The following is a 20447-nucleotide window of genomic DNA, read 5'->3' as shown; positions in this document are numbered from 1 at the left end:
AATGGAAAATCTAGGGGATTTTTTTATACATTTATGTTTTATTCACCATAACGAAGATTTTATTTCCGTTCATCAAGAAGGCTTAGGATGCTTTTAACCTTGTTCCCCTACTGGCTCTAAAATCTCCAAGGAGGTGCCCTGTCTTCACGCCAATCACCTTATAATAATGACATGTTAGAGATATCTACCCTTCCTCTTATTCTACCTAATTTAAACTTGGCTTTTCCCCTAAATATTCAGCCACTTTTTGCACAATATTTCTCCAATTTAACTCCGCTCTTGCGAATGCTTGGAGGTGTTCGCATGTATCAGCCAATAAAACTTCTTGATTCGTAACTTGCTGCAATGTCCGTCCAACACTTTGCCAATCATGTGTCGGATGAATTGACCCGTAGCGTTGATTATGAGTAATATCCGCAGCCCCATCTACATCAGTCGTAACGATATAACAACCATTCTTTGCGGCCTCAGCAAAGACATGAGCATAGCATTCTACTAAAGAGGTAAGGCAAAAAATTTTAGCCTTCCTATACTCCTCCTCCAATTGCACCTTATCATAAATCGGTCCCAAAATAGTGACCTGTGCCGCAAATGGGTTTCCATCAAGCACGTTCAACAGCTCCTGTCTAAACGCCTCTGACATTGGACCTACTAACCGAAATTCCCAATCTGAAAGTTGTGCTGCTAAAAATGCTTTGACTGCTAAAAGAATTTGTTTTTCAGGAGCATCTAAACGACCAACCGCTAATATTCTATTTTCTTTCTCGTTAAATGAAACAGGCTCCGTGTGAAACAGCTCATAAAAGCCATTAGGAATACGTTTAATATCTATATTCGAAAATTCATGAATAGCGTTTTGAATGGATTCACATTCAGAGGACAGCACATCACAAAGCTGGAGTAACTCCGTAAAATAAGGATAGGTTTTCAATCGATTTAACCAAAACCGATTAACATCTAGTTTCATATAAATTTTTCCGTTCGGATTATATTTTTTATAGGTTTTTAATATCGAAAAATACGATGGATACGGCCCTATTGCAAATGCAATATCGATGTCCTTCGCATGCTCTATTAAATAGGTATTCATATTCGCAACATAGTCATCCCCAAACGGAATATGTTGAAAAGTAACAGTAGGAAAATTTTGCTTCAATAATGCCTCATTCATTTCCGTCGTCAAAATACTAACATCATAGCCTAAATATTCACCTAACAAAATCGGAACAAGGCACAAATCTTTGAAAATATGTGCGTCGGAAAGCTTATACGATTCCACGCTACATATGAAGGCTATCTTTTTTGACATAACATCCCCCTTATTAAAATGAAATGCTTTCATTAAATTATGATTTCTCGTTTAATAACGTGAAAAGAATAGTATAAGCACCGTGAATACACTAGTAAAATCACCTTATTTTCAATATGCTTTCTCTCTTTTAAATAACAACGAATATAAACAATTGCCTATAGAACAGCTCTTGCAACGCATATTGTAATAAAGAATCCTTTATGTCAATCAAAGTAAACAGCATTAGACTTTATAAAACTCCTACTTACACCTATTTCAACTAACTATAAAAGAATCGAGGTTTTTCATGAATATTAGCTTTTTATCACCTGCCTATAATAGTGAAGAGTGGATATTGACCATGTTGGAAAGTATCCCGAAAGAATATGCCTATGAAATTATCGTCTGCGATGACGGCTCAACTGACAATACTGTAGCCCTATTAAAGGACTATCAAAAAAACTGTCCTGCCTTAAAAATAATTAACCATCCAACTAATTTAGGTGCTAGTGTAGCCTATAATCGATGTATCGCAGAAGCTACAGGTGATTATATAGCTATCATTGATAGTGATGATCACTATTTACCCGCTATACGAAACGTCTTAGCACAAGTAGATGGTCAGTTTGATATTTACTACTACAACATGCTAACAAAGGCTGGCTATGCATTTATAAAAGATGAATCTAATCGATACACTTTACCTGGACAATTTAAAATTATTCGAAGAAGTTTTTTAGGTGATGCAACCTTTACCATAAGAAAAGATATTGCTGGGGATTGGGATTTTAACTGTGCCTTAATGGATAAAAACCCGACGAGCAAATATACAAATGAATTGGCATATTGGTATAACTTCCCGAGGGAGAATTCTGAATATGATTTACATCGAAGAGGATTAAAATAAATTGGTACTCCATGCATGTAAGAGGTGTGAAACAATACAATGTTTAAAGATAAAGTTCTTCTCATAACAGGGGGCACAGGCTCTTTTGGTAATGCTGTATTAAGGAGATTTTTGAATACAGACATTAAAGAAATACGCATCTTTTCAAGAGATGAAAAAAAGCAAGATGATATGCGTAAACTCTATCAACATCCGAAAATCAAATTTTTTATCGGTGATGTACGTGACATCCAAAGCATTTACAATGCGATGTATGATGTCGATTTTGTTTTTCATGCTGCCGCTCTTAAGCAAGTCCCCTCTTGCGAATTTTTCCCACTAGAAGCAGTTAAGACGAACATCCTCGGTACCGATAATGTTTTAACTGCTGCTATTCAAACAGGTGTTAAAAAAATTATTTGCCTATCTACTGATAAGGCTGCTTATCCAGTAAATGCAATGGGAATATCAAAGGCCATGATGGAAAAAACGTTTATTGCTAAGTCAAGAATGGTTCATCCAGATCAAACATTGATTTGCGGTACACGATACGGCAATGTGATGGCCTCTCGAGGCTCTGTTATCCCTTTATTTATCGAACAAATTAAAGCTGGCAAGCCTTTAACTATTACAGATCCAAAAATGACACGCTTTATGATGAGTCTTGACGAGGCAGTAGAACTAGTTTTATACGCCTTCTCACACGCTGGTAACGGGGACATTATGGTTCAAAAATCACCAGCTGCTTATATTGAGGATTTAGCACAAGCTTTACTAGAAATATTTCAGGCTCAAAATAAGATACAAATTATCGGAACACGGCATGGTGAAAAGATTTATGAAGTGTTATTAACAAAGGAAGAAGCTGCAAAGGCCATCGATATGGGGAATTTTTATAGAATCCCTGCAGATAATCGGGATTTAAATTATGGGAAATATCTTGATGAGGGCTCTCCTAAAATTACGTTAACCGATGAATATAACTCTACTAATACGAAAATACTGTCCGTCGCTGAAATCAAAGAAAAATTATTAAAGCTCCCTCTTGTTCAAGAAGAATTACATAATTGGATGGGAGGAAAACCTTGAAATTTTTAGTTCTTGGCGCTACTGGAATGGCTGGCCACACGATTTCACTCTATTTGTGCTCTCAAGGGCATGATGTAACTACCTATTCACGAACAGCCTTTTCATACGGAAATAATATTACGGGAGATATTTCAGATACAAATTTTTTAAGGTCACTATTACTAGACCACGACTACGATGTTGTAGTCAATTGTATCGGAGTTTTAAATGATGCCTGTGAAACCGACCGTGAGAAAAGCATATATCTCAATAGTTATTTGCCTCATGCCATCGTATCTTTATTAAAAAACAAGAAAACAAAGCTTATTCATTTGAGTACGGATTGTGTATTCTCTGGAAAAGTAGCCCCCTATCATGAAAAAAGCCTTCTCGACGGAGAAACCTTTTATGATCGTACGAAGGGCTTAGGGGAAATTGAAAGCACTCCACACCTAACGTTTCGTAACTCTATCATCGGCCCTGATATGAAAGTAGATGGCATAGGCCTCTTTCATTGGTTTATGAAGCAGCAAGATACTATTAACGGCTATACTGGCGCAATATGGACGGGAGTTACTACCCTAACATTAGCAAAAGCCATTGAACGTGCAGCAATTGAAGGGACAACAGGCCTCTACCACCTCGTCAACAATAGCAGTATTTCAAAATTTGAGCTGCTGCAATTATTCAATAAGCACTTCAAGGAAAATAAAATTACCATCCGCCCATACCAATTGGTAAACATTGATAAAACACTAGTCAACACACGAAAAGATTTTTCATTTACTGTACCTAGCTATGAGGAAATGATCCTTGAGATGAAAAAATGGATATGGCAGCATAAAGAATTGTATCCTCATTATTTTCAATGAGTTTGGAGGTTCAGTATGCTAAAAAGAAAGTACGGAGACCGTGCAGAATGGCAACGAGTTATAGAAAGAAAGTACAGTCAGTCATATCTTGATACGAGAGAATTTAAGGGTTTTATAACATTATTAAAAGCAACCCGAGTTACTGAACCTTTATTCGTGAATTATAGAGAGAAAAAGCTATGTATTGTTGATAACGGCTATTTATGGTTACAACAATTTCCTCTTTAAAAAAACCATTCTGTAACAACAATGTTTGATGCTAACGGAGAAATAATTCAATGGTATATCGATATTTGCCATAAAAATTCAATAGAAGAAAATGTACCTTATATGGATGATCTATTTTTAGATCTTATCTTGTTACCATCGAAAGAAGTGATTGAAAAAGATGCTGATGAATTAGAAGAAGCTTATTTGAATGGCATCATTGATAAATCTCTTTATGATTTGGCTTGGAACGAGCTAAACAGCATAAAAAGAGATATATGCAAAGGTGAATTTAAGTTGGTTAACCTTTCTAAAGATCATAAAGATTTTTTAATAAATGAATCAATTTCATAAATCATATTTTTCAAGAGCTTAGACTAGTTCTTTTGTAAAGACATATGTGGTTTCTTTTCTTAAGAAAAGCACCTCCTTTAATTGATACGTCTATCGTACATGGAGATGCTGATCATTTATATGAGTTATTTGATTATGGTCTTACAAAGATTTATGGTGGCATTAGACCCCAAATCATTCGACACATTTCAGTCAGTATAAGTTATAGATGATTGTAACCTTATAGAGAGCATATTATAGAACATAATTCACTGTAAGCTAAACGTAAATTAAATAAAGGCTTGTCGAAAAAGATTATTCGCGACAAGCTTTTTATTGCTAATTTGTGATAAACAGTTATTTATATGAAAATATTAGCACTATCTTCTTTTACATTTTCTTTATTTGCTTTTTCTGTTTCTTTTACTTTTTTAATATCCTCTTTTTTCTCAACGTCTTTTAAGAAGAATATCATTATAGAACTAATTAATAATAATGTACTTAAGAAATATAATCCGACAGTTGTTGTATTAAATGTATCTTTTAAATACCCCATCATATATGGCCCAACAAAACCACCTAAGTTACCAAATGAGTTAATCATTGCAATACTTACCGCAAGTAATGACGGCGCCAACAACAACTGTGGATAAGTCCAGAATGGTCCTTTGAAACTATACATTCCTGTTAAAGCAAATGTAATCAATATCATAGATAAAACAGGATGTGCATTAAATGCCCCTGCACCAGCTAACGTAATAGCAGCTACAAATAAAGGGAATGCCGAGTGGAACTTTCTTTCTTTCGTGCGATCTGAGTTACGTGACCATAAAATCATCACAATTGTCGCTACGATATAAGGCACCATAGCAATAAATCCAACTTGTGTATTTGATAAGTCATCTGAAAATCCTTTAATAATTTGTGGCATCCAATAACCTACACCTAAACTTCCTGTCAAATAAACAAAGTAAATAATTGATAAATACCATACACGCCCATTTTTAAATGCTGCAAAATGACCATCTTGTTTTACAGCTTTACTCTGCTTTACAGTTTTTTCATTTTCAATTGTCTTCGTTAACCAAAGCTTTTCATCATCATTTAACCATTTTGCATCCACTGGCTTATCTGTTAATAATTTAAATGCAATAAATCCACAAAGAATAGCTGGAAATGCCTCTAAAATAAACATCCAACGCCATCCTTCAAAACCTAAGAAATTGAAATTATCCATAATAAGAGTTGATAACGGTGCTCCTATAATATATGAAACTGGAATGGCCATTGAGAAAATAGCAATTGCAGATGCTTGTTCCTTACCTCTGAACCAATATGTTAAATACAAAATAATACCTGGGAAAAATCCTGCTTCTGCAACCCCTAGTAGGAATCGAATAATATATAGTTGCACTTCATTGTGAGCAAAAGCCGTACAACCTGAAATGATACCCCATGTAATCAAAATACGTGCAATCCAAATACGTGCGCCAAACTTCTCCATTAAAATATTACTTGGAATTTCAAACACAAAATATCCAATGAAGAAAATCCCTGTTGCTAAACCGAAAACCTGGCTTGTTAAACCTAAATCTGCATTCATTTCTAATGCAGCATAGCCTATATTTGCACGATCTAAGTACGCTAATATGTAACATAAAATCAAGAATGGCAAAATACGTATAGATACTTTTCTCATTAATTTACGCTCGTCAACTTGCGGTAAATTATTTTTCATAAACTATATCCCCCATTTAACTATTTTCTATATTTAAGCCCCTTTGTGAGAAGCAAAATACCAATTATATATGGATATCACATGCATCAGCTAAAACTTCTACTAGATGATATACTTCAACACTTTCATCCATTTTTTCACGATCAATACCAAGTTTCATTTGCAAATGACACCCCGGATTTGATGTAATAATCCATGCTTTTTCTTGATGTAGTGTATTTTTTACATGAAGCATCTTTTCATCTAAAATTTTCATTGAAGCTTCATAATTTATAAAATTATAAATTCCAGCTGAGCCACAGCACATATCTTTTTCTAGTAATGGTACATATGAAATACCCGGAATTTTCTGAATTAAATTAACAGGCGGTGCTACACATTTTTGAACATTTGTCATATGACAAGAAGGCTGATATGTGACGAGCTGTGAAATGGATTTTTTAAATGGCAAATCTACTTGATTTAAAAGGACACTTATATCAACAACTTTTTCAGCAAAGGCTTTTGCACGTTCGGCCCACTTACTATCATTTTTTAATAAAACATCATATTCAATGAGCATTGCTCCACAACCACCAATACTATTAACAATATAATCAAATTGATGTTTTTCAAAAATTTCAATATTATGCTTCGCTAACTTTATTGTTAAATCATGTTCTCCGCTATGATTATGTAATGCTCCACAACAGCCTTGTTTTGGAACTACACTTACATTACAGTGAGCCACTTGCAATAATTTAATACTTAACGTATTAATTTTTTTGAACATCGTATCCATTACACAACCTGTAAAAAATCCTACATTAAACTTTTTTATTTGCTTTGATGCATAAAATGATTGCCTTTTGTGACGGTCTACTTCTGGTAATATGTTTTCAAACGCTTTCATTTTTTCTGGGAATACATTTAATATATTTGATTTACGGACTACTTTTTGCACCCCTGTTTTTTGATAAAGACTTAACCCTACTTCACCAATATTTAGTACTTTTTTATTTGGAATTGTATGTTCAAACAACATATACTTAATAAGTTTGTGACGTTTTTTCATTCTTTCTTTATTATAAGTCGCTAAACTCGCAACAGCCGATTCTAAAATGGTGCCATAAGGAACGTTTGAAGGACAGGCAGTTTCACAAGCTCTACATCCAAGACAAAGCTCAATACCTTGCTCCATATCTTCATAAGAAATTTTTCCTTCAGCAGCCATTTTCACTAAATTAATACGGCCACGTGGTGAGTGTTTCTCCTTTTTAAAAGTAATATAGGTTGGGCAAGCAGGTAGACAATAGCCGCATTGTACACAGCTAAGCGTTTCTTTATAAGCAAGTTCTTGTTTAATCATTTGTTAACGAAAATTTCTGCCCTTTTTCAGCAAAAATCTTTCCTGGATTTAAAATATTATTTGGATCCCATGCTTGTTTAATTCGTTTCATCATATCTACCCCTACCTCACCTAGTTCCATTTCTAAAAATGGTGCCTTTAATGTGCCTATTCCATGCTCACCTGAAAGTGTTCCACCAAGTTCGATTGCTGCTTCAAAAATTTCTGTTACAGCTTTTTCCACTCGTTTCATTTCCTCCAAATCATTTGCATCTGCAATAATATTTGGATGTAAATTTCCATCACCTGCATGACCGAAAATAACTAGCTCAACATCGTATTTTTGACGAATTTCTTTTAATCGTGAAAACATCTCTGGAATTTTACTTCTCGGAACAGTTGCATCTTCTGAAATTTTTGTCGGTTTATTACGAACAATTGCTGGTGACACTAGCTTACGTGCTTTCCATAAAGCTAGAGCTTTCTCTTCTGTTTTAGCAATTTCTACTTTTCGAGCGTTATACTTTGTACATACATTTCTAACAACTTCAATTTCTTGTTCAATTGCTACCGGATGCCCATCTAGTTCAATTAAAATCATTGCCTCTACATCTATCGGTAGACCTGTCGGTTGATATTCTTCAACAGCTTGAATAGACGCTTGATCCATAATTTCTAATTTAGCAGGTATAATACCTGCACTTAAAATATTAGAAATACTGTGGCCGGAATCTATCAAATTATCAAATAAAGCCATTAATGTAACTGTAGCCTGTGGTTTCGGATAAAGTCGTAGCGTTGCTTCTGTTATGACAGCAAGTGTACCTTCTGAACCAACAATCAAATTCGTCACATCGTAACCGGTTACATTTTTAATAGTTTTTCCACCTGTACGCATTATATCTCCCTCAGGCGTCACGACTTCTAGACCTACTACATAGTCTTTCGTCACTCCATATTTCAACCCTTTAGGTCCCCCTGAATTTTCTGCTAGATTACCACCAATCGTAGCAATATTCATACTACTTGGATCTGGTGGATAAATTAAGCCATGTTTGAGTGCGGCATCATTAATTTGCTTCGCTGTAACACCTGGTGAAACTACCACAAGCATATCCTCTGGAAAAACTTCTAATTTCGATGTCCATTGAGAACAATCTAAAACAATACCGCCTTGTACAGGTAAAGGTCCGCCACTCAAACTCGTTGACTGCCCTCTCGGATACACTGGCACTTTATAGTGATTCGCTATTTTCATAATATTTACTACTTCTTCAGTTGTTATAGCTTGTACAGCAATATCAGGCATATACGAACCAAAAGAGGCATCATACGAATAACTCACTAAATCTGCTGGATCTCTCATAACTCGTTCTGTGTCTGAAATAATTTTTCTAATTTCACTTTCTACTTTTTGTAGCTCCATACAATCCCTCTTTCTTTAATTAATAATAAGAGCTCTTTTCAATTAAGCCTGAAAACTGCGAATTCTTTATATTTCTAATAGAAAATAGTCACCGATTTGCTTACTCGCTCTTATTTTAATGGTTCACCTAATTGAAATTGTTTTTTCAGAAATCAAAAAAGAGAATCATTTTTTTAAAATTTTTTAGTTTCCACTAAGAAACATCTTTCCTAGTTATTAATACAACAAAAGAGTGACTTGATTGCGAATTTTCTTCAGAAGATCACAGCATCCGGTTGACTCCTTGTAAATAAAGAAATTGATTACATCGTGAAAGCCGTGAAAGACTTCAAAAATAACCTTTGCATGTTATAGGGTTTCTAACTACCATTCAATACTGTGTTATTTCAAGGATTCCAATTTATTTCGTGCATTTGTTAAATGTAAAATCATCGCACTACTTGCCGCACGTGCATCTTTTCTCTCAATCGCTTCTACAATTTTTCTATGCTCTTCTAGTACTTCATTACGCTTCTTTTCTAACCCCAAATTTTTTGATAAAGAAAATTGTAACGCTTTTATATAAAGTTCCGAGAGATTATTTTGTGTATCTATAAAAAATTGATTGTGCGATGCTTGCATAATTAATTTATGAAAAGCAAAATCAATTTGTTGCCCTGTATCATAATCACATTTATAGACCTCTTCAAATTGTTGAACTGCTTCTTTTAAAGCTTCCAATTCTTCTTCTGTACGGCGTTCAGCTGCCAAACTTGCTGCACTCGACTCAATATGTATACGAAACTCTAATAAATCAAGAATTTCCTCTAAAGAAATGACTTCAAAGCGAATTGGCGCTAACATATCTGATAAATTGATCGAATTAATACGACTTCTTCCACCCTGTTTACTGGAAATAATACCCGACACTTCGAGAACTTTTAAAGCTTCTCGAATAGGTGCCCTACTAACACCAAAATGCGTAACTAAATCATGTTCACTTGGCATTAAAGACCCAACTGATAATTCATCATTTTTTATCATTTCTAATATTTCTTCTAAAACCTGATTTGAAATACTTTTACGTTCAATCATCATTTATAAAACCCACTTTCTAATATATCTTTACCCTCAAGTTGTCGACTTATAATACAAGTATACAAGTTAATTTCTTAATTTTCTATATTTTTCATAAATTCTCTTTGCATAATAACTTTAATCGTTTGTCAAAAGTATCGAATTCCTTTTTTTACATCTATCTTAATTTTATAAACAATACACTTTTCAGTTTTTGAAAAAAGGTCAGAGCGGCTTTTAAACGGTAGCCCCCATTCACATTTTGTCGAAATTAATGGGATGGGTTTGGAAATGGTGAATTGCTTGATGAGGATAAAGATTTGAAGGAAAATATAATGTTTTGTTTTCGCCTAGAAGTGATCTGCCATCAGAGGTAAAATTCTTGATTTACTATTCAATTCCCCAAAAGTTGGTAGTATAATGGTAGAATCATACATTTGTAAAGGAGAGAAATTAATGACAGCTCAACAACAAGCAGCGATGCAATCTATGATTGATTGGCTAGCAGATGAACGAGAACTCGGGAAACAACCTAGTAAAATAGAAATTGCGGGAGAGTTTGATTTACATGATATGCACTACTATATATTCAAGTATAAAAAAACAATGCTTGGAAAATGGCTCCTTGGTGTATGCGGAGGCTATGAGGACCCTTCTTACACTGAGCATTGTGGCCATATATTCAGCGAGATGCAACCCTATAACCCTGCGACTGCAGAGCAAGAAGCTGTAAAGATGGTAGAATTAATCCGAGAATACTGGATGCAGCAGGCTGCAGCATATGAAGCTACCCAATCCATGGAGGACGAGACGGAAACACAAGACAGTGGATCTGGTATTTTTAACGGATTCGTTCTGCTTAACTCTGCAGAATGTGATATTGATCAGATAAAAGCCAACCTTTTGAATGATTGGAACCTCTCCTGCTCGTCAGTAGAGGTAGAGGATGAGGATAACGCCGAAGAAACAAACGAAGGAACCCTGGTCTTTGAAGTGGACGACTGCATGTTAGCGGTAAGTTTTGTCGATGCTCCCGTACCAGATGGTGAGGCTGAGTATTATGCACAGGGAAACTACATGTGGAAAGAAGCCGTGGAGGTTACTCAAACGCATGTTGCTCAAATCATCCTGGCTGTATTTACTCGTTCCGGCTCCCCGCTGGACAGCGGCAGACTATACACTAAGCTGGCGGCCAGTTGTCTAAAGCTTCCTAACGCAATAGGGATCTATACATCTGGCACAGTATTCCAGCCTGAACTTTTTCAGGATATGGCTGAAGTCATGAAGAATGACGATATGTATCCTTTACTGAATCTGGTTTATTTCGGACTGGTAGGAAAGGAAACCGGGGTAGATGGATATACTTATGGGCTAAAGTCCTTTGGCAAGGATGAAATTGAGATCCTGGACAGTCAGGCATCGCCTGCCGAGCTGCGTGATTTTTTGATTACTATTTCCGGATATATTGTAGAAGAGGATGTTACTTTAAGGGATGGAGAAACGATCGGCTTCTCAGCAGAGCAAAAGCTGCCGATTTCCCGTTCCGAGGGAGTTTATGTCGATGGGGATACTCTCAAAATCAAATACTAGGACATCGTAGAGTTGTAGTGAACCCTAAAAGTTAGACTTTAACCAGAATGGATTTCTCCATTCTGGTTTTTTTATACAGCCAATCTTTCATGCTAGGTGACTGAACCCCTAATTTTTCGAAAACTTTTTTCAATGGTTTGCATTTGTAGTTAAAATGGAGAAATTTTGTAGATATTCAGAACTAATACTATATGAAACAACCTTCTCCTTGCACTTCTTGACTACATCAACGTGATTATCGTAACTAAAAACAAAGAAATTAACGTCTTCTTTTTTGCCTCTTTTTACGTTGATGACAAATGGAGTAACATTAGTCTCTGGCTGTAGAAATAATTGTTCATTGCCTGGAAATATATAATATTTTTTTAAAAAGGAAGCTTTATTAAAATAGGCTGTAAATCTATTTTTTTCTTCCTCTTCTAAATTCTTTCCGTTAAATGTTACCGTTACATCTTTAACATCAAGTTTTTTATGCAGTTCAAATTTACTTACTCCCCATGCCACAGCTATACTGGGAGGGCTCATTAACAATTTAATAATAGATCCAATTACTAGTGTAATAATCAAACCCGATGTCATATCATATCAACTCTTTCAGTAGGCTATATCGATGATTTATCATCCACCTCTCAATGATAAGGGATTTATATTTTTTATAACCATCCAATTTGATACTTTTTTGACCATCCATTTATCTTAGGGATAAATATATAAGCTAACACATTTTTAGTCATTCAATTGGCTATTAAACTATTAAGAGCTTCTGCAAACCTTTTGATTCCTTCATCTATTGAATCTTCATCTTCCCTGGCGAAAGTAAATCGAACAAAACCATCTTTGGATCCCAGTGTAGAACCAGGAACATAAATGACACCTCTTTTAATAGATTCTTCAAGCAATTGAGTTTCATTATAATTTTTAAGTATTTTACACCATATATGAATACCACCTTGAGGAATAGAATATTCCACCAGATCTTTTAAATAAGTATCAAGGCTTTTTATTATTTTATCTCTCCTTTTTTCTAATTCCTTAATTAAACTTTTTATATGAATATGAAAATTTTCTGATTCTAAAAAATCATTCGCTATCCATTGAGTATAGCTAGAATGACCGAAGTCGATTTGTTGTTTCGCATCGGATAATCTTTCAATCACAGATGTTGGGCCTATAATCCACCCTATTCTTAATCCTGATGCAACAATTTTGGACAAAGAACTAATGTATAATACGTTTCCATTCCTATCCATTGATTTAAGGGTAGAGATTTTTTCTCCTGAAAAAGCTGTTAAACTATAAGGATCATCTTCTACTACTGGAATCCCAAGCTTTGAGGATATGTCTAAAATCGCTTCTTTTTTCTTATTATTCAATAAGGAGCCCGTTGGATTTTGAAAATATGGATTTAAAAAAATCATTTTAATTCGGTGTTTTTTATATAATAACTGCAAATCTTCTGGGTTCATTCCATCCTTATCGACAGGTAGATAATGTACTTGTATACCTACCGATTTAAAAATTGGAAGATTATAATTGTAAGAAGGATCTTCTATTGCTATTGCATCTCCAGGCTTTAACAAACATTGTACAACTAAATGTAATGCTTGTTGCGCTCCTGATGTTATAAGTATTGAAGAAGGATTAGTTTCGATTCCCCGACTTTTTTTTACGTGTTTAGTAATGGTATTTCTAAGGGTTTCATTCCCCTGTGGATGATCGTATCCTAGGCTTCCAATAAAAGAACGTGTTGAAGTTATCTCGCTTAAAAAGCTTTTCGGGAAAAGTTCTTCAGATAATTCACCGGAAGCTAAATTTATTAGTTTATGTTCAACAGCTTCTTTTCTTATTTTTTGCGTTACAGGTTGACTAGGTAAAAAAGAACCCGCCTCAATATACCTATTCCAGCTAGGAATCCGTTTTTTTGTCATACCCCATATATCTTTACTTATTGTAGTACCACTGCCTCTATTTCTTTCAATTAGCCCCATCGATTCTAATTCGTCATATGCATTAACGACAGTACTTCTATTTAAATGTAAAGCACTAGCTAAATATCTCTCTGATGGCAATGGTTTATCAGGTGGAAATGTACCATCTGCAATTCCCTTTTCCATATATTCTGCGAGTTGTTTATAGATCGCTTTTTTCGCTTGTCTATCAGGTTTCCAATCCAAATATACTCACCTCATTAGTTCCTTAAAACTTACTTAAAATCTTGCTTTCTTCTTTCATCAGTGTTATTCCTGGTAAAAGATTATATATTAATATTATTTCAATTGTAATGAACCATCCACTTCTTTTTATTTTAGCCATCCACTTAAATAATCAATCCTCATTTTTTCAACTGCTAAATCATCTCGTTTTTCTTCATGTTTTCTAACTTGCAATAACGGTTGTACTATTTGAATTTCAAATATCCCCTTCTTTTAGGGCAAAGAAAAAAGCACCTCCACGCACAATCCATTAATACAGAAACTCGATTGACCGAGTACTGTAAAATTGAATCATAAGCGAAAATGCTTATTTTTTCTCTAAGTATAACGTTATAAACTGTACGTCCCCAGGGTAATGCGGCAATCTAGTCACGTTTTGTCACGACAGGATTTCTTTACCCTTAAGGTCCATGAATCGAACGACACCGTGGTACTTTTTCGTTTGTTTTTGTAGTGTGCCAAGTAAGTCCTTTAAAAAAAATCAAAGCTGGTGAAATATTACTCGTCGTAAAATTTCACCAGCTTTTTAGATTTTAGAAACCCCAACCTCTTAACGCATACTTATGCAGAAAAATAAATAGATGTCCTCGAACATACCTTAAAGTATGCTCAAGCTTGCTTCCTTTATATCAGTGATTAGCATATGACCCGGAGCATGGGTAATTATAATAGAAGGTTTACTTTCCATTGCTACTGCCTGAGGGGTTACGCCACAAGCCCAAAATACTGGTATTTCCCCTGGCTTAATGGACACGGCATCACCGAAATCTGGTTTTGAAATATCCGTAATACCTATTTGTTCTGGACTACCAATATGAATTGGTGCACCGTGTACATTTGGAAAACGCGAAGTAATTTGGATTGCACGAATCGCATCCTCTGGTGTCATAGGGCGCATACTGACAACAGTTGGTCCTTCAAACAAACCTGCTTTTTCACACGCGATATTTGTTTTATACATTGGCACATTACAGTTTTCTTGAATATGTCTTATTGGAATACCTGCTTCAAGAAGAGGTGTTTCAAATGTAAAGCTACATCCTATTAAAAAACCTACCATATCCTCTTCCCAATAATCTGTAATGTCTAATACTTCTTCAGTTAAAATACCATCCCGATAAATACGATATTTCGGAATGTCCTTGCGAATATCTGCATTTTTAGCAATTTTTGAAGGGATAAATGATCCAGGTTCTGTCACGTCTAATAACGGGCATGGCTTTGGATTTCGCTGACAAAATAGTAGAAAGTCAAAGGCATGCTCCTTCTTCAAAATCACTAAATTTGCTTGTGTAAACCCAATCGACATGCCAGAAGTTGGTCCAGAAATTTCTTGATTGCGAATAAGTTTACGGATTTCATTCGGCTCTAAAGCACTATATGTTGTCATCATCAATTCACTCCTTATAAATTAACCATCCATGAAAAGATGCTCATGGATGGATGGTTGTTAGATTAACTAAAAATTTTTGGAATTTCTTCAATAAATGTATTGATGCTGAGATATCCCATAAGAACAACTACAATTGCTCCAGTTACAGTTAACCAACGTGGATGCTTATATGTACCAACGATTTCTTTTTTGTGTGCAGCAACTAATATAATGCCAAGTGATAATGGTAAAATCAGTGCATTTAATGCACCTACCAAAATTAACACATTAACAGGCTTTCCAACTAAGGCAAAAGTTGTTGTTGAAATGACGATAAATGCTATAATCACCCAATTATGATATTTCTCTATGTTAGGGTGGAATGAACGAATAAATGAAACGGATGTATAAGCTGCACCTACAACAGAAGTAATCGCTGCAGCCCACATAATCATACCAAACATACGATAACCAATATTACCCGCAGCTAGTTGGAAAACAGATGCAGGTGGATTGGCAGGGTCAATGACTAAACCTTTTGAAACAACACCAAGAACCGCTAAAAATAAAGCAATACGCATTACGCCAGTAATCAAAATACCTGTCACAGAGCTTTTTGTTACTTCTGGTAAGGATTCTTGTCCTTTGATGCCAGCGTCCAAAAGGCGGTGACCACCAGCAAAAGTAATATAACCTCCAACTGATCCACCAACCAATGTTACAATCGCAAACCAGCTAATTTCTTTAGGCCAAACGGTGCTCACAATCGCTTCTCCTACAGGTGGTGAAGTCTTAAAAGCAACAAATAGCATGAGTAGAATCATAACACCGCCAGCAATTTGCGCAACCCTGTCCATTGCCTTCCCAGCTTCTTTATAGATAAATATAAAAATAGCAAAAAGTGCACTTACAATGGCACCCATAATTGGATCTACGCCAAGCATTGCATTTAGCCCTAATCCAGCTCCAGCAACGTTACCAATATTGAATGCTAAACCGCCTATAACAATCATTATTGCAAGGAGAACACCTAATCCAGGTAACACCTTATTGGCAATTTCTTGCCCTCGCAAGCCAGAAACAGCAATGATTCGCCAAACGTTTACCTGTGCGACAATATCTAGAATTAATGAAATTAAAATGACAAATCCAAAACTAGCCGCTAATTGCTGTGTAAATACTGTCGTTTGTGTTAAAAAACCTGGTCCGATAGATGAGGTAGCCATTAAAAAGGCTGCTCCTATTAACACACTTTTACTTGCTGTTTTCTTAACAAATTTACCTTTTTTCTCTTGCTCGATCCCAGCTTCACTAACTTCCGCTTTTTTTGTTACCATTGGCTTACCCCTCCTTGATTGCACGTACTGATATTTGATGTTCTGCTAATCTTGAATGAATATATTTTGCAAACTCTACAGCATGTTCCCCGTCCCCATGAATACAAATAGTATTTGCCTGTAATGGAATTTCGATTTGCTGTTGTGACAGCACAATTCCCTCTTTCACCATTCTCACAACCTGATTCACAGCTTGTTCCTTATCGGTAATCAATGCATCAGGTTGTTGACGAGATGTTAAAGAACCATCCTTCTGATAGGTACGATCTGCAAACACTTCATGGGCTGTTTGAAGCCCTACTTTTTCTCCGGCTTTTGTTAATTCACTTCCTGAGAGACCGAATAACACAAGTGAAGGTGAAATATCATAAATAGCTTGTGCGATTGCCTCAGCAATCGCTGGATTTTTAGCAGCCATATTATAAAGTGCTCCATGTGGCTTAACATGCTGCATCGTTTCATTGTAAGTCGTTAGAAAACCTTGCAATGCACCAACTTGATAAATAACCATATCATAGGCTTCCTGTGGTGTGATGTTCATCTCACGTCGTCCAAAACCATTTAAATCCGGTAATCCTGGATGTGCTCCGATTTTCACACCAATAGCAATGGCTAGCTTAACTGTCTCTCGCATGACTGTTGGATCTCCAGCATGGAATCCACAAGCAATATTAGCAGAGGTTACATATTTTAAGATTTCTTCTTGCTCTCCAAGTCGATAACGACCAAAACTTTCCCCTAAATCACAGTTTAAATCAACTCGAAACATCTTCTTCTCCCCGTTTTCTTCCCACTTAAGTAGTTATAATGAATACGTTTACAAATATTTTGTACCGATATTCGGAACTTAAGTTTTGAAATTTAAAAAAATCTTAACATATTTTATAATTTCTGAAAAGTATAAATTTAAAATTTTGAGAAAGAATATTTTTTTTAAAATTTTCATTTAAATTAAACTTGTTTTTGTTTATTCTTTAAATATAATATTTAATAATCCGTTATTTAAAACTGATATACCGAATTACGAAACTTCAGGAGTTGGTTTTTATGCTGAATTTAAAAGAGAATGTACAAATAAGACCTTTGAGCGATTCTGCACTAGTTATACATGTAGGTGAAGGAATCAGTGAGGCAATTCACTACAAAGTTAAAAATATATTGAATTTATTAGAGAGAAATCCATTTGAAGGATTCATCGAGGTTGTACCTGCCTATAATAATGTGACAGTTTATTACAATCCGATTGAAGTATACTTTTCAACTATAGAAAAAGGAGCTCAAATGCCTTACGAAAAGGTGAAAGCAACAATTCTTTCTTTAATGAACCAATCTCATATAGTTGAAACAACGAAGGAACGTGTCGTAAAAATCCCTGTAGTATATGGTGGTGAAATGGGACCAGATCTAGAATTTGTAGCCACTTATCATGGTTTAACACCTAATGAAGTCATTAAAATTCATTCTTCTGTAGAATATCTTGTTTACATGATAGGCTTTGCTCCAGGTTTTCCTTTTATGGGAGGAATGGACAGACAAATTGCAACACCTCGTAAAGAAACTCCACGGTTATCGATTACTCCGGGATCTGTTGGAATTGCGGGAAATCAAACAGGGATTTACCCATTAGAAACACCAGGTGGATGGCAAATCATCGGACGAACACCTTCTCGTTTGTTTCTACCTGAACAATCTCCTCCAACCTTATTACAACCGGGTGATCGAATTCAGTTTGTACCAATTTCGTTGGATGAATATAAGAGCGATTGGGAGATGAGAACATGGGCATAAAGGTATTACAGCCAGGTATGCTGGCAACCATTCAAGACCTAGGAAGATATGGACTACAAAAGTTTGGTGTTATCGTCGGAGGAGCAATGGATTCAATTTCCTTACGAATTGCTAATTTACTTGTTGGAAATTCGGAAGGAGAAGGCGCTCTTGAGTTAACACTTTATGGAACAACCCTTTTATTTGAAACTGATGAACTGATCGCAATTACAGGTGGGAATTTACAACCTACAATAGACGGAATAGAAGCACCAATGTGGCGGCCACTTTTTATTCAAAAAGGCTCTGTTTTAAAATTTAATACTGCGATTAGTGGTTGCCGAGCCTACGTATCGTTTAGTGGAGGAATTCAAGTACCCAAAGTGATGAGCAGTAAAAGTACCTACATACGTGCTGGAATTGGAGGATTTCAAGGAAGAAAATTGCTGAAGAATGATGTTTTTGAATTAGATAGACGATCAGATTTAGGAGAGGATCTTTTTAAACAATTAAAAAAAGAACCAACGTATCTTTCTTGGTCAGCTGATTACACACCCTTTGTTACATTTAAAAAAACGCAAACAATCCGTTTCATAAGAGGCTCTGAATACCAGCATTTCGATGAGGAGAGTTTAAAAAAATTCCTTTCAACACCTTACACCATCACAACACAGTCAGACCGAATGGGCTATCGATTAGAAGGAGAGGCTATTCAATTAAAAGAGCCATTTGAATTATTATCCGAAGGGGTTACATTTGGAACGATTCAAGTGCCCTCCAATGGGCAACCTATTATTTTAATGGCAGATCGTCAAACAACTGGTGGATATCCTAAAATAGCTCAAGTGATTTCTGCCGATTTACCATCATTAGCACAAATGCAAGCAAATGGTCGAGTCTATTTTAAAGAGGTCACTCTTGAAGAAGCTCAATTGGCGTTAATACAGCAAGAAAGAAAACGAAATGAATTAGCATTTGGGCTTCGTTTAAAAGGTTATAGAAGCGATAGAGGCTATTCAATCGTCCAAAATTCGATTATTTAGATAGTAATATTTTCCGAAAAAACTAGCAATTTCAGCGCAAAATGGGTAATCTCAAATGACTTTTGAGACTACCCATTTTTTAAAGCTGTTCATACCCCAATTGTTTAGAAATCGCTGCGGTAGCCTTCTTAAGTTTATCGACGAAGATTTCAACGTTTTCCCCTCGATAATTGGTTTCTAGTCCCGCAATACTCATTGCTGCAACGACTTCTCCTTTATGATCGTAAATCGGTGCTGCAACAGCAGAAGTATAATTTTCTAATTCTGAATGGCTGATTGTATAACCAAGTTCTCTAGCCTGCACAATCGTTTCAAAAAGCTTTTCCTTTTCTGTAATTGTCCCCATTGCAAATGATGTAAGTTCTACCGATTCAAGATATTCCTTAATGTCTGCATCCGGTAAAAAGGATAATACAGCACGAGGGCATGCCCCTGCATAAAGAGGACTTTTTCTACCAATTGCTGTGTAGAGTCGAACTTTTTGCTGCGTATCAATTTTCTCGATATAAACAGCATCGTCACCATCACGAACGATTAAATTAATCGCTTCTTTTACATCATTATGTAGCTCATTCATAATTGGATCTGCAATTTTCCGCACATCTAGGCGCATTGATACTAAATGTCCAAATTTAAGGAAGAGAATGCCTAACCTATATTTTGCATCAGCCCCCTTTTCTAAAAACTCCATTTCCTCGAAAGATTTCAACATGCGGAAAGCAGAGGTTTTAGGGATTCCTGATAACTCAATTACTTCTTGGAATGACAGTTCAGTATGATCGATAAATAGATTTAAAATATCCATTGAACGGACAACCGTTTTATTATTTGTCAATTTAAGTTTTCTTCCCCTTCTATACTAGATTTAATCTAATCATAATTTTTCTTAATTAATAATTATACCTAACATCTTACTGTTTT

At 35.5% G+C, this 20447-nt stretch carries 18 protein-coding genes and 1 pseudogene; 8 read left to right on the top strand and 11 right to left on the bottom strand.

The annotated features are described in order from the left end of the window. Positions 1-205 precede the first annotated feature (205 nt). A complete protein-coding gene (locus ACQKOG_RS02905; RefSeq protein WP_370081279.1) occupies positions 206-1309 on the bottom strand; it encodes a glycosyltransferase in 1104 nt (367 codons plus the stop codon). A gap of 289 nt (positions 1310-1598) precedes the next feature. On the opposite strand from ACQKOG_RS02905, the gene ACQKOG_RS02900 reads away from it, so the two are divergent. From ACQKOG_RS02900 to ACQKOG_RS02880, 5 genes and pseudogenes are all read left to right on the top strand, one after another. Then, positions 1599-2198 (top strand): glycosyltransferase family 2 protein, encoded by a 600-nt coding sequence (locus tag ACQKOG_RS02900; RefSeq protein ID WP_370081281.1) that lies wholly within the window; start codon positions 1599-1601, stop codon positions 2196-2198. A 39-nt stretch (positions 2199-2237) separates the two neighbouring features. Beyond that, complete coding sequence (locus ACQKOG_RS02895; protein WP_370081283.1) at positions 2238-3266, top strand: polysaccharide biosynthesis protein; 1029 nt, start codon at positions 2238-2240, stop codon at positions 3264-3266. Then, positions 3263-4117 carry an SDR family oxidoreductase gene (locus ACQKOG_RS02890; protein WP_370081285.1) on the top strand — a complete coding sequence of 285 codons (855 nt, stop codon included), beginning with the start codon at positions 3263-3265 and terminating at the stop codon, positions 4115-4117. The genes ACQKOG_RS02895 and ACQKOG_RS02890 overlap by 4 nt, the downstream gene beginning before the upstream one ends. Positions 4118-4132: 15 nt before the next feature. Further along, complete coding sequence (locus tag ACQKOG_RS02885; protein ID WP_427444930.1) at positions 4133-4345, top strand: hypothetical protein; 213 nt, start codon at positions 4133-4135, stop codon at positions 4343-4345. A gap of 15 nt (positions 4346-4360) precedes the next feature. Next, a pseudogene (locus ACQKOG_RS02880) lies at positions 4361-4678 on the top strand (DUF402 domain-containing protein); the annotation flags it as partial. A gap of 340 nt (positions 4679-5018) precedes the next feature. On the opposite strand, the gene ACQKOG_RS02875 reads toward ACQKOG_RS02880, so the two are convergent. The 4 genes from ACQKOG_RS02875 to ACQKOG_RS02860 form a co-directional block, all read right to left on the bottom strand. Then, the gene (locus ACQKOG_RS02875) at positions 5019-6395 is read right to left on the bottom strand and encodes an MFS transporter (protein WP_427444927.1); all 1377 of its coding nucleotides are present in this window, start codon (positions 6393-6395) and stop codon (positions 5019-5021) included. A gap of 64 nt (positions 6396-6459) precedes the next feature. Then, positions 6460-7743, bottom strand: coding sequence for a (Fe-S)-binding protein (locus ACQKOG_RS02870; protein WP_370081291.1), 1284 nt, complete (start codon positions 7741-7743; stop codon positions 6460-6462). Continuing rightward, complete coding sequence (locus tag ACQKOG_RS02865) at positions 7736-9148, bottom strand: FAD-binding oxidoreductase (protein WP_370081293.1); 1413 nt, start codon at positions 9146-9148, stop codon at positions 7736-7738. The genes ACQKOG_RS02870 and ACQKOG_RS02865 overlap by 8 nt, the downstream gene beginning before the upstream one ends. A 381-nt stretch (positions 9149-9529) precedes the next feature. Further along, positions 9530-10225 (bottom strand): FadR/GntR family transcriptional regulator, encoded by a 696-nt coding sequence (locus ACQKOG_RS02860; RefSeq protein WP_370081295.1) that lies wholly within the window; start codon positions 10223-10225, stop codon positions 9530-9532. 435 nt (positions 10226-10660) lie between these two features. Between ACQKOG_RS02860 and ACQKOG_RS02855 the strand changes: the two genes are divergently transcribed. Further along, the gene (locus ACQKOG_RS02855) at positions 10661-11794 is read left to right on the top strand and encodes a DUF4261 domain-containing protein (protein WP_370081297.1); all 1134 of its coding nucleotides are present in this window, start codon (positions 10661-10663) and stop codon (positions 11792-11794) included. 129 nt (positions 11795-11923) lie between these two features. Here the strand turns inward: ACQKOG_RS02855 and ACQKOG_RS02850 are convergent, their stop codons facing one another. The 5 genes from ACQKOG_RS02850 to ACQKOG_RS02830 all read right to left on the bottom strand — a co-directional run bounded on the left by ACQKOG_RS02850 (position 11924) and on the right by ACQKOG_RS02830 (position 17485). Then, a complete protein-coding gene (locus ACQKOG_RS02850) occupies positions 11924-12373 on the bottom strand; it encodes a YfmQ family protein (protein WP_370081299.1) in 450 nt (149 codons plus the stop codon). A 155-nt stretch (positions 12374-12528) separates the two neighbouring features. Then, positions 12529-13968, bottom strand: a complete 1440-nt coding sequence (locus ACQKOG_RS02845) for a PLP-dependent aminotransferase family protein (protein WP_370081301.1) — start codon at positions 13966-13968, stop codon at positions 12529-12531. A gap of 637 nt (positions 13969-14605) precedes the next feature. Beyond that, the gene (locus ACQKOG_RS02840) at positions 14606-15397 is read right to left on the bottom strand and encodes a putative hydro-lyase (protein ID WP_370081349.1); all 792 of its coding nucleotides are present in this window, start codon (positions 15395-15397) and stop codon (positions 14606-14608) included. Between the two features lie 65 nt (positions 15398-15462). Then, positions 15463-16680, bottom strand: a complete 1218-nt coding sequence (locus tag ACQKOG_RS02835) for an NRAMP family divalent metal transporter (RefSeq protein ID WP_370081351.1) — start codon at positions 16678-16680, stop codon at positions 15463-15465. A 40-nt stretch (positions 16681-16720) separates the two neighbouring features. Continuing rightward, complete coding sequence (locus ACQKOG_RS02830) at positions 16721-17485, bottom strand: LamB/YcsF family protein (protein ID WP_370081303.1); 765 nt, start codon at positions 17483-17485, stop codon at positions 16721-16723. 278 nt (positions 17486-17763) lie between these two features. Between ACQKOG_RS02830 and pxpB the strand changes: the two genes are divergently transcribed. Both pxpB and ACQKOG_RS02820 read left to right on the top strand, forming a co-directional pair. After that, positions 17764-18504: a 5-oxoprolinase subunit PxpB gene (gene pxpB / locus ACQKOG_RS02825; RefSeq protein ID WP_370081305.1), complete on the top strand. Its 741-nt coding sequence runs from the start codon at positions 17764-17766 to the stop codon at positions 18502-18504. Further along, positions 18495-19526, top strand: a complete 1032-nt coding sequence (locus ACQKOG_RS02820) for a biotin-dependent carboxyltransferase family protein (RefSeq protein ID WP_427444919.1) — start codon at positions 18495-18497, stop codon at positions 19524-19526. Before pxpB ends, ACQKOG_RS02820 begins: the two co-directional genes overlap by 10 nt. 79 nt (positions 19527-19605) lie before the next feature. Here ACQKOG_RS02820 and ACQKOG_RS02815 read toward each other — a convergent pair whose 3' ends face one another. Beyond that, complete coding sequence (locus ACQKOG_RS02815; RefSeq protein ID WP_370081309.1) at positions 19606-20361, bottom strand: IclR family transcriptional regulator; 756 nt, start codon at positions 20359-20361, stop codon at positions 19606-19608. Positions 20362-20447: the final 86 nt, after the last annotated feature.

It is taken from the genome of Lysinibacillus sp. NPDC093216, from assembly GCF_050280325.1.
Lineage (GTDB): Bacteria > Bacillota > Bacilli > Bacillales_A > Planococcaceae > Lysinibacillus.
Note: the sequence above shows the minus strand (reverse complement) of the source record. Positions and strands in the feature narration are given on the sequence as shown.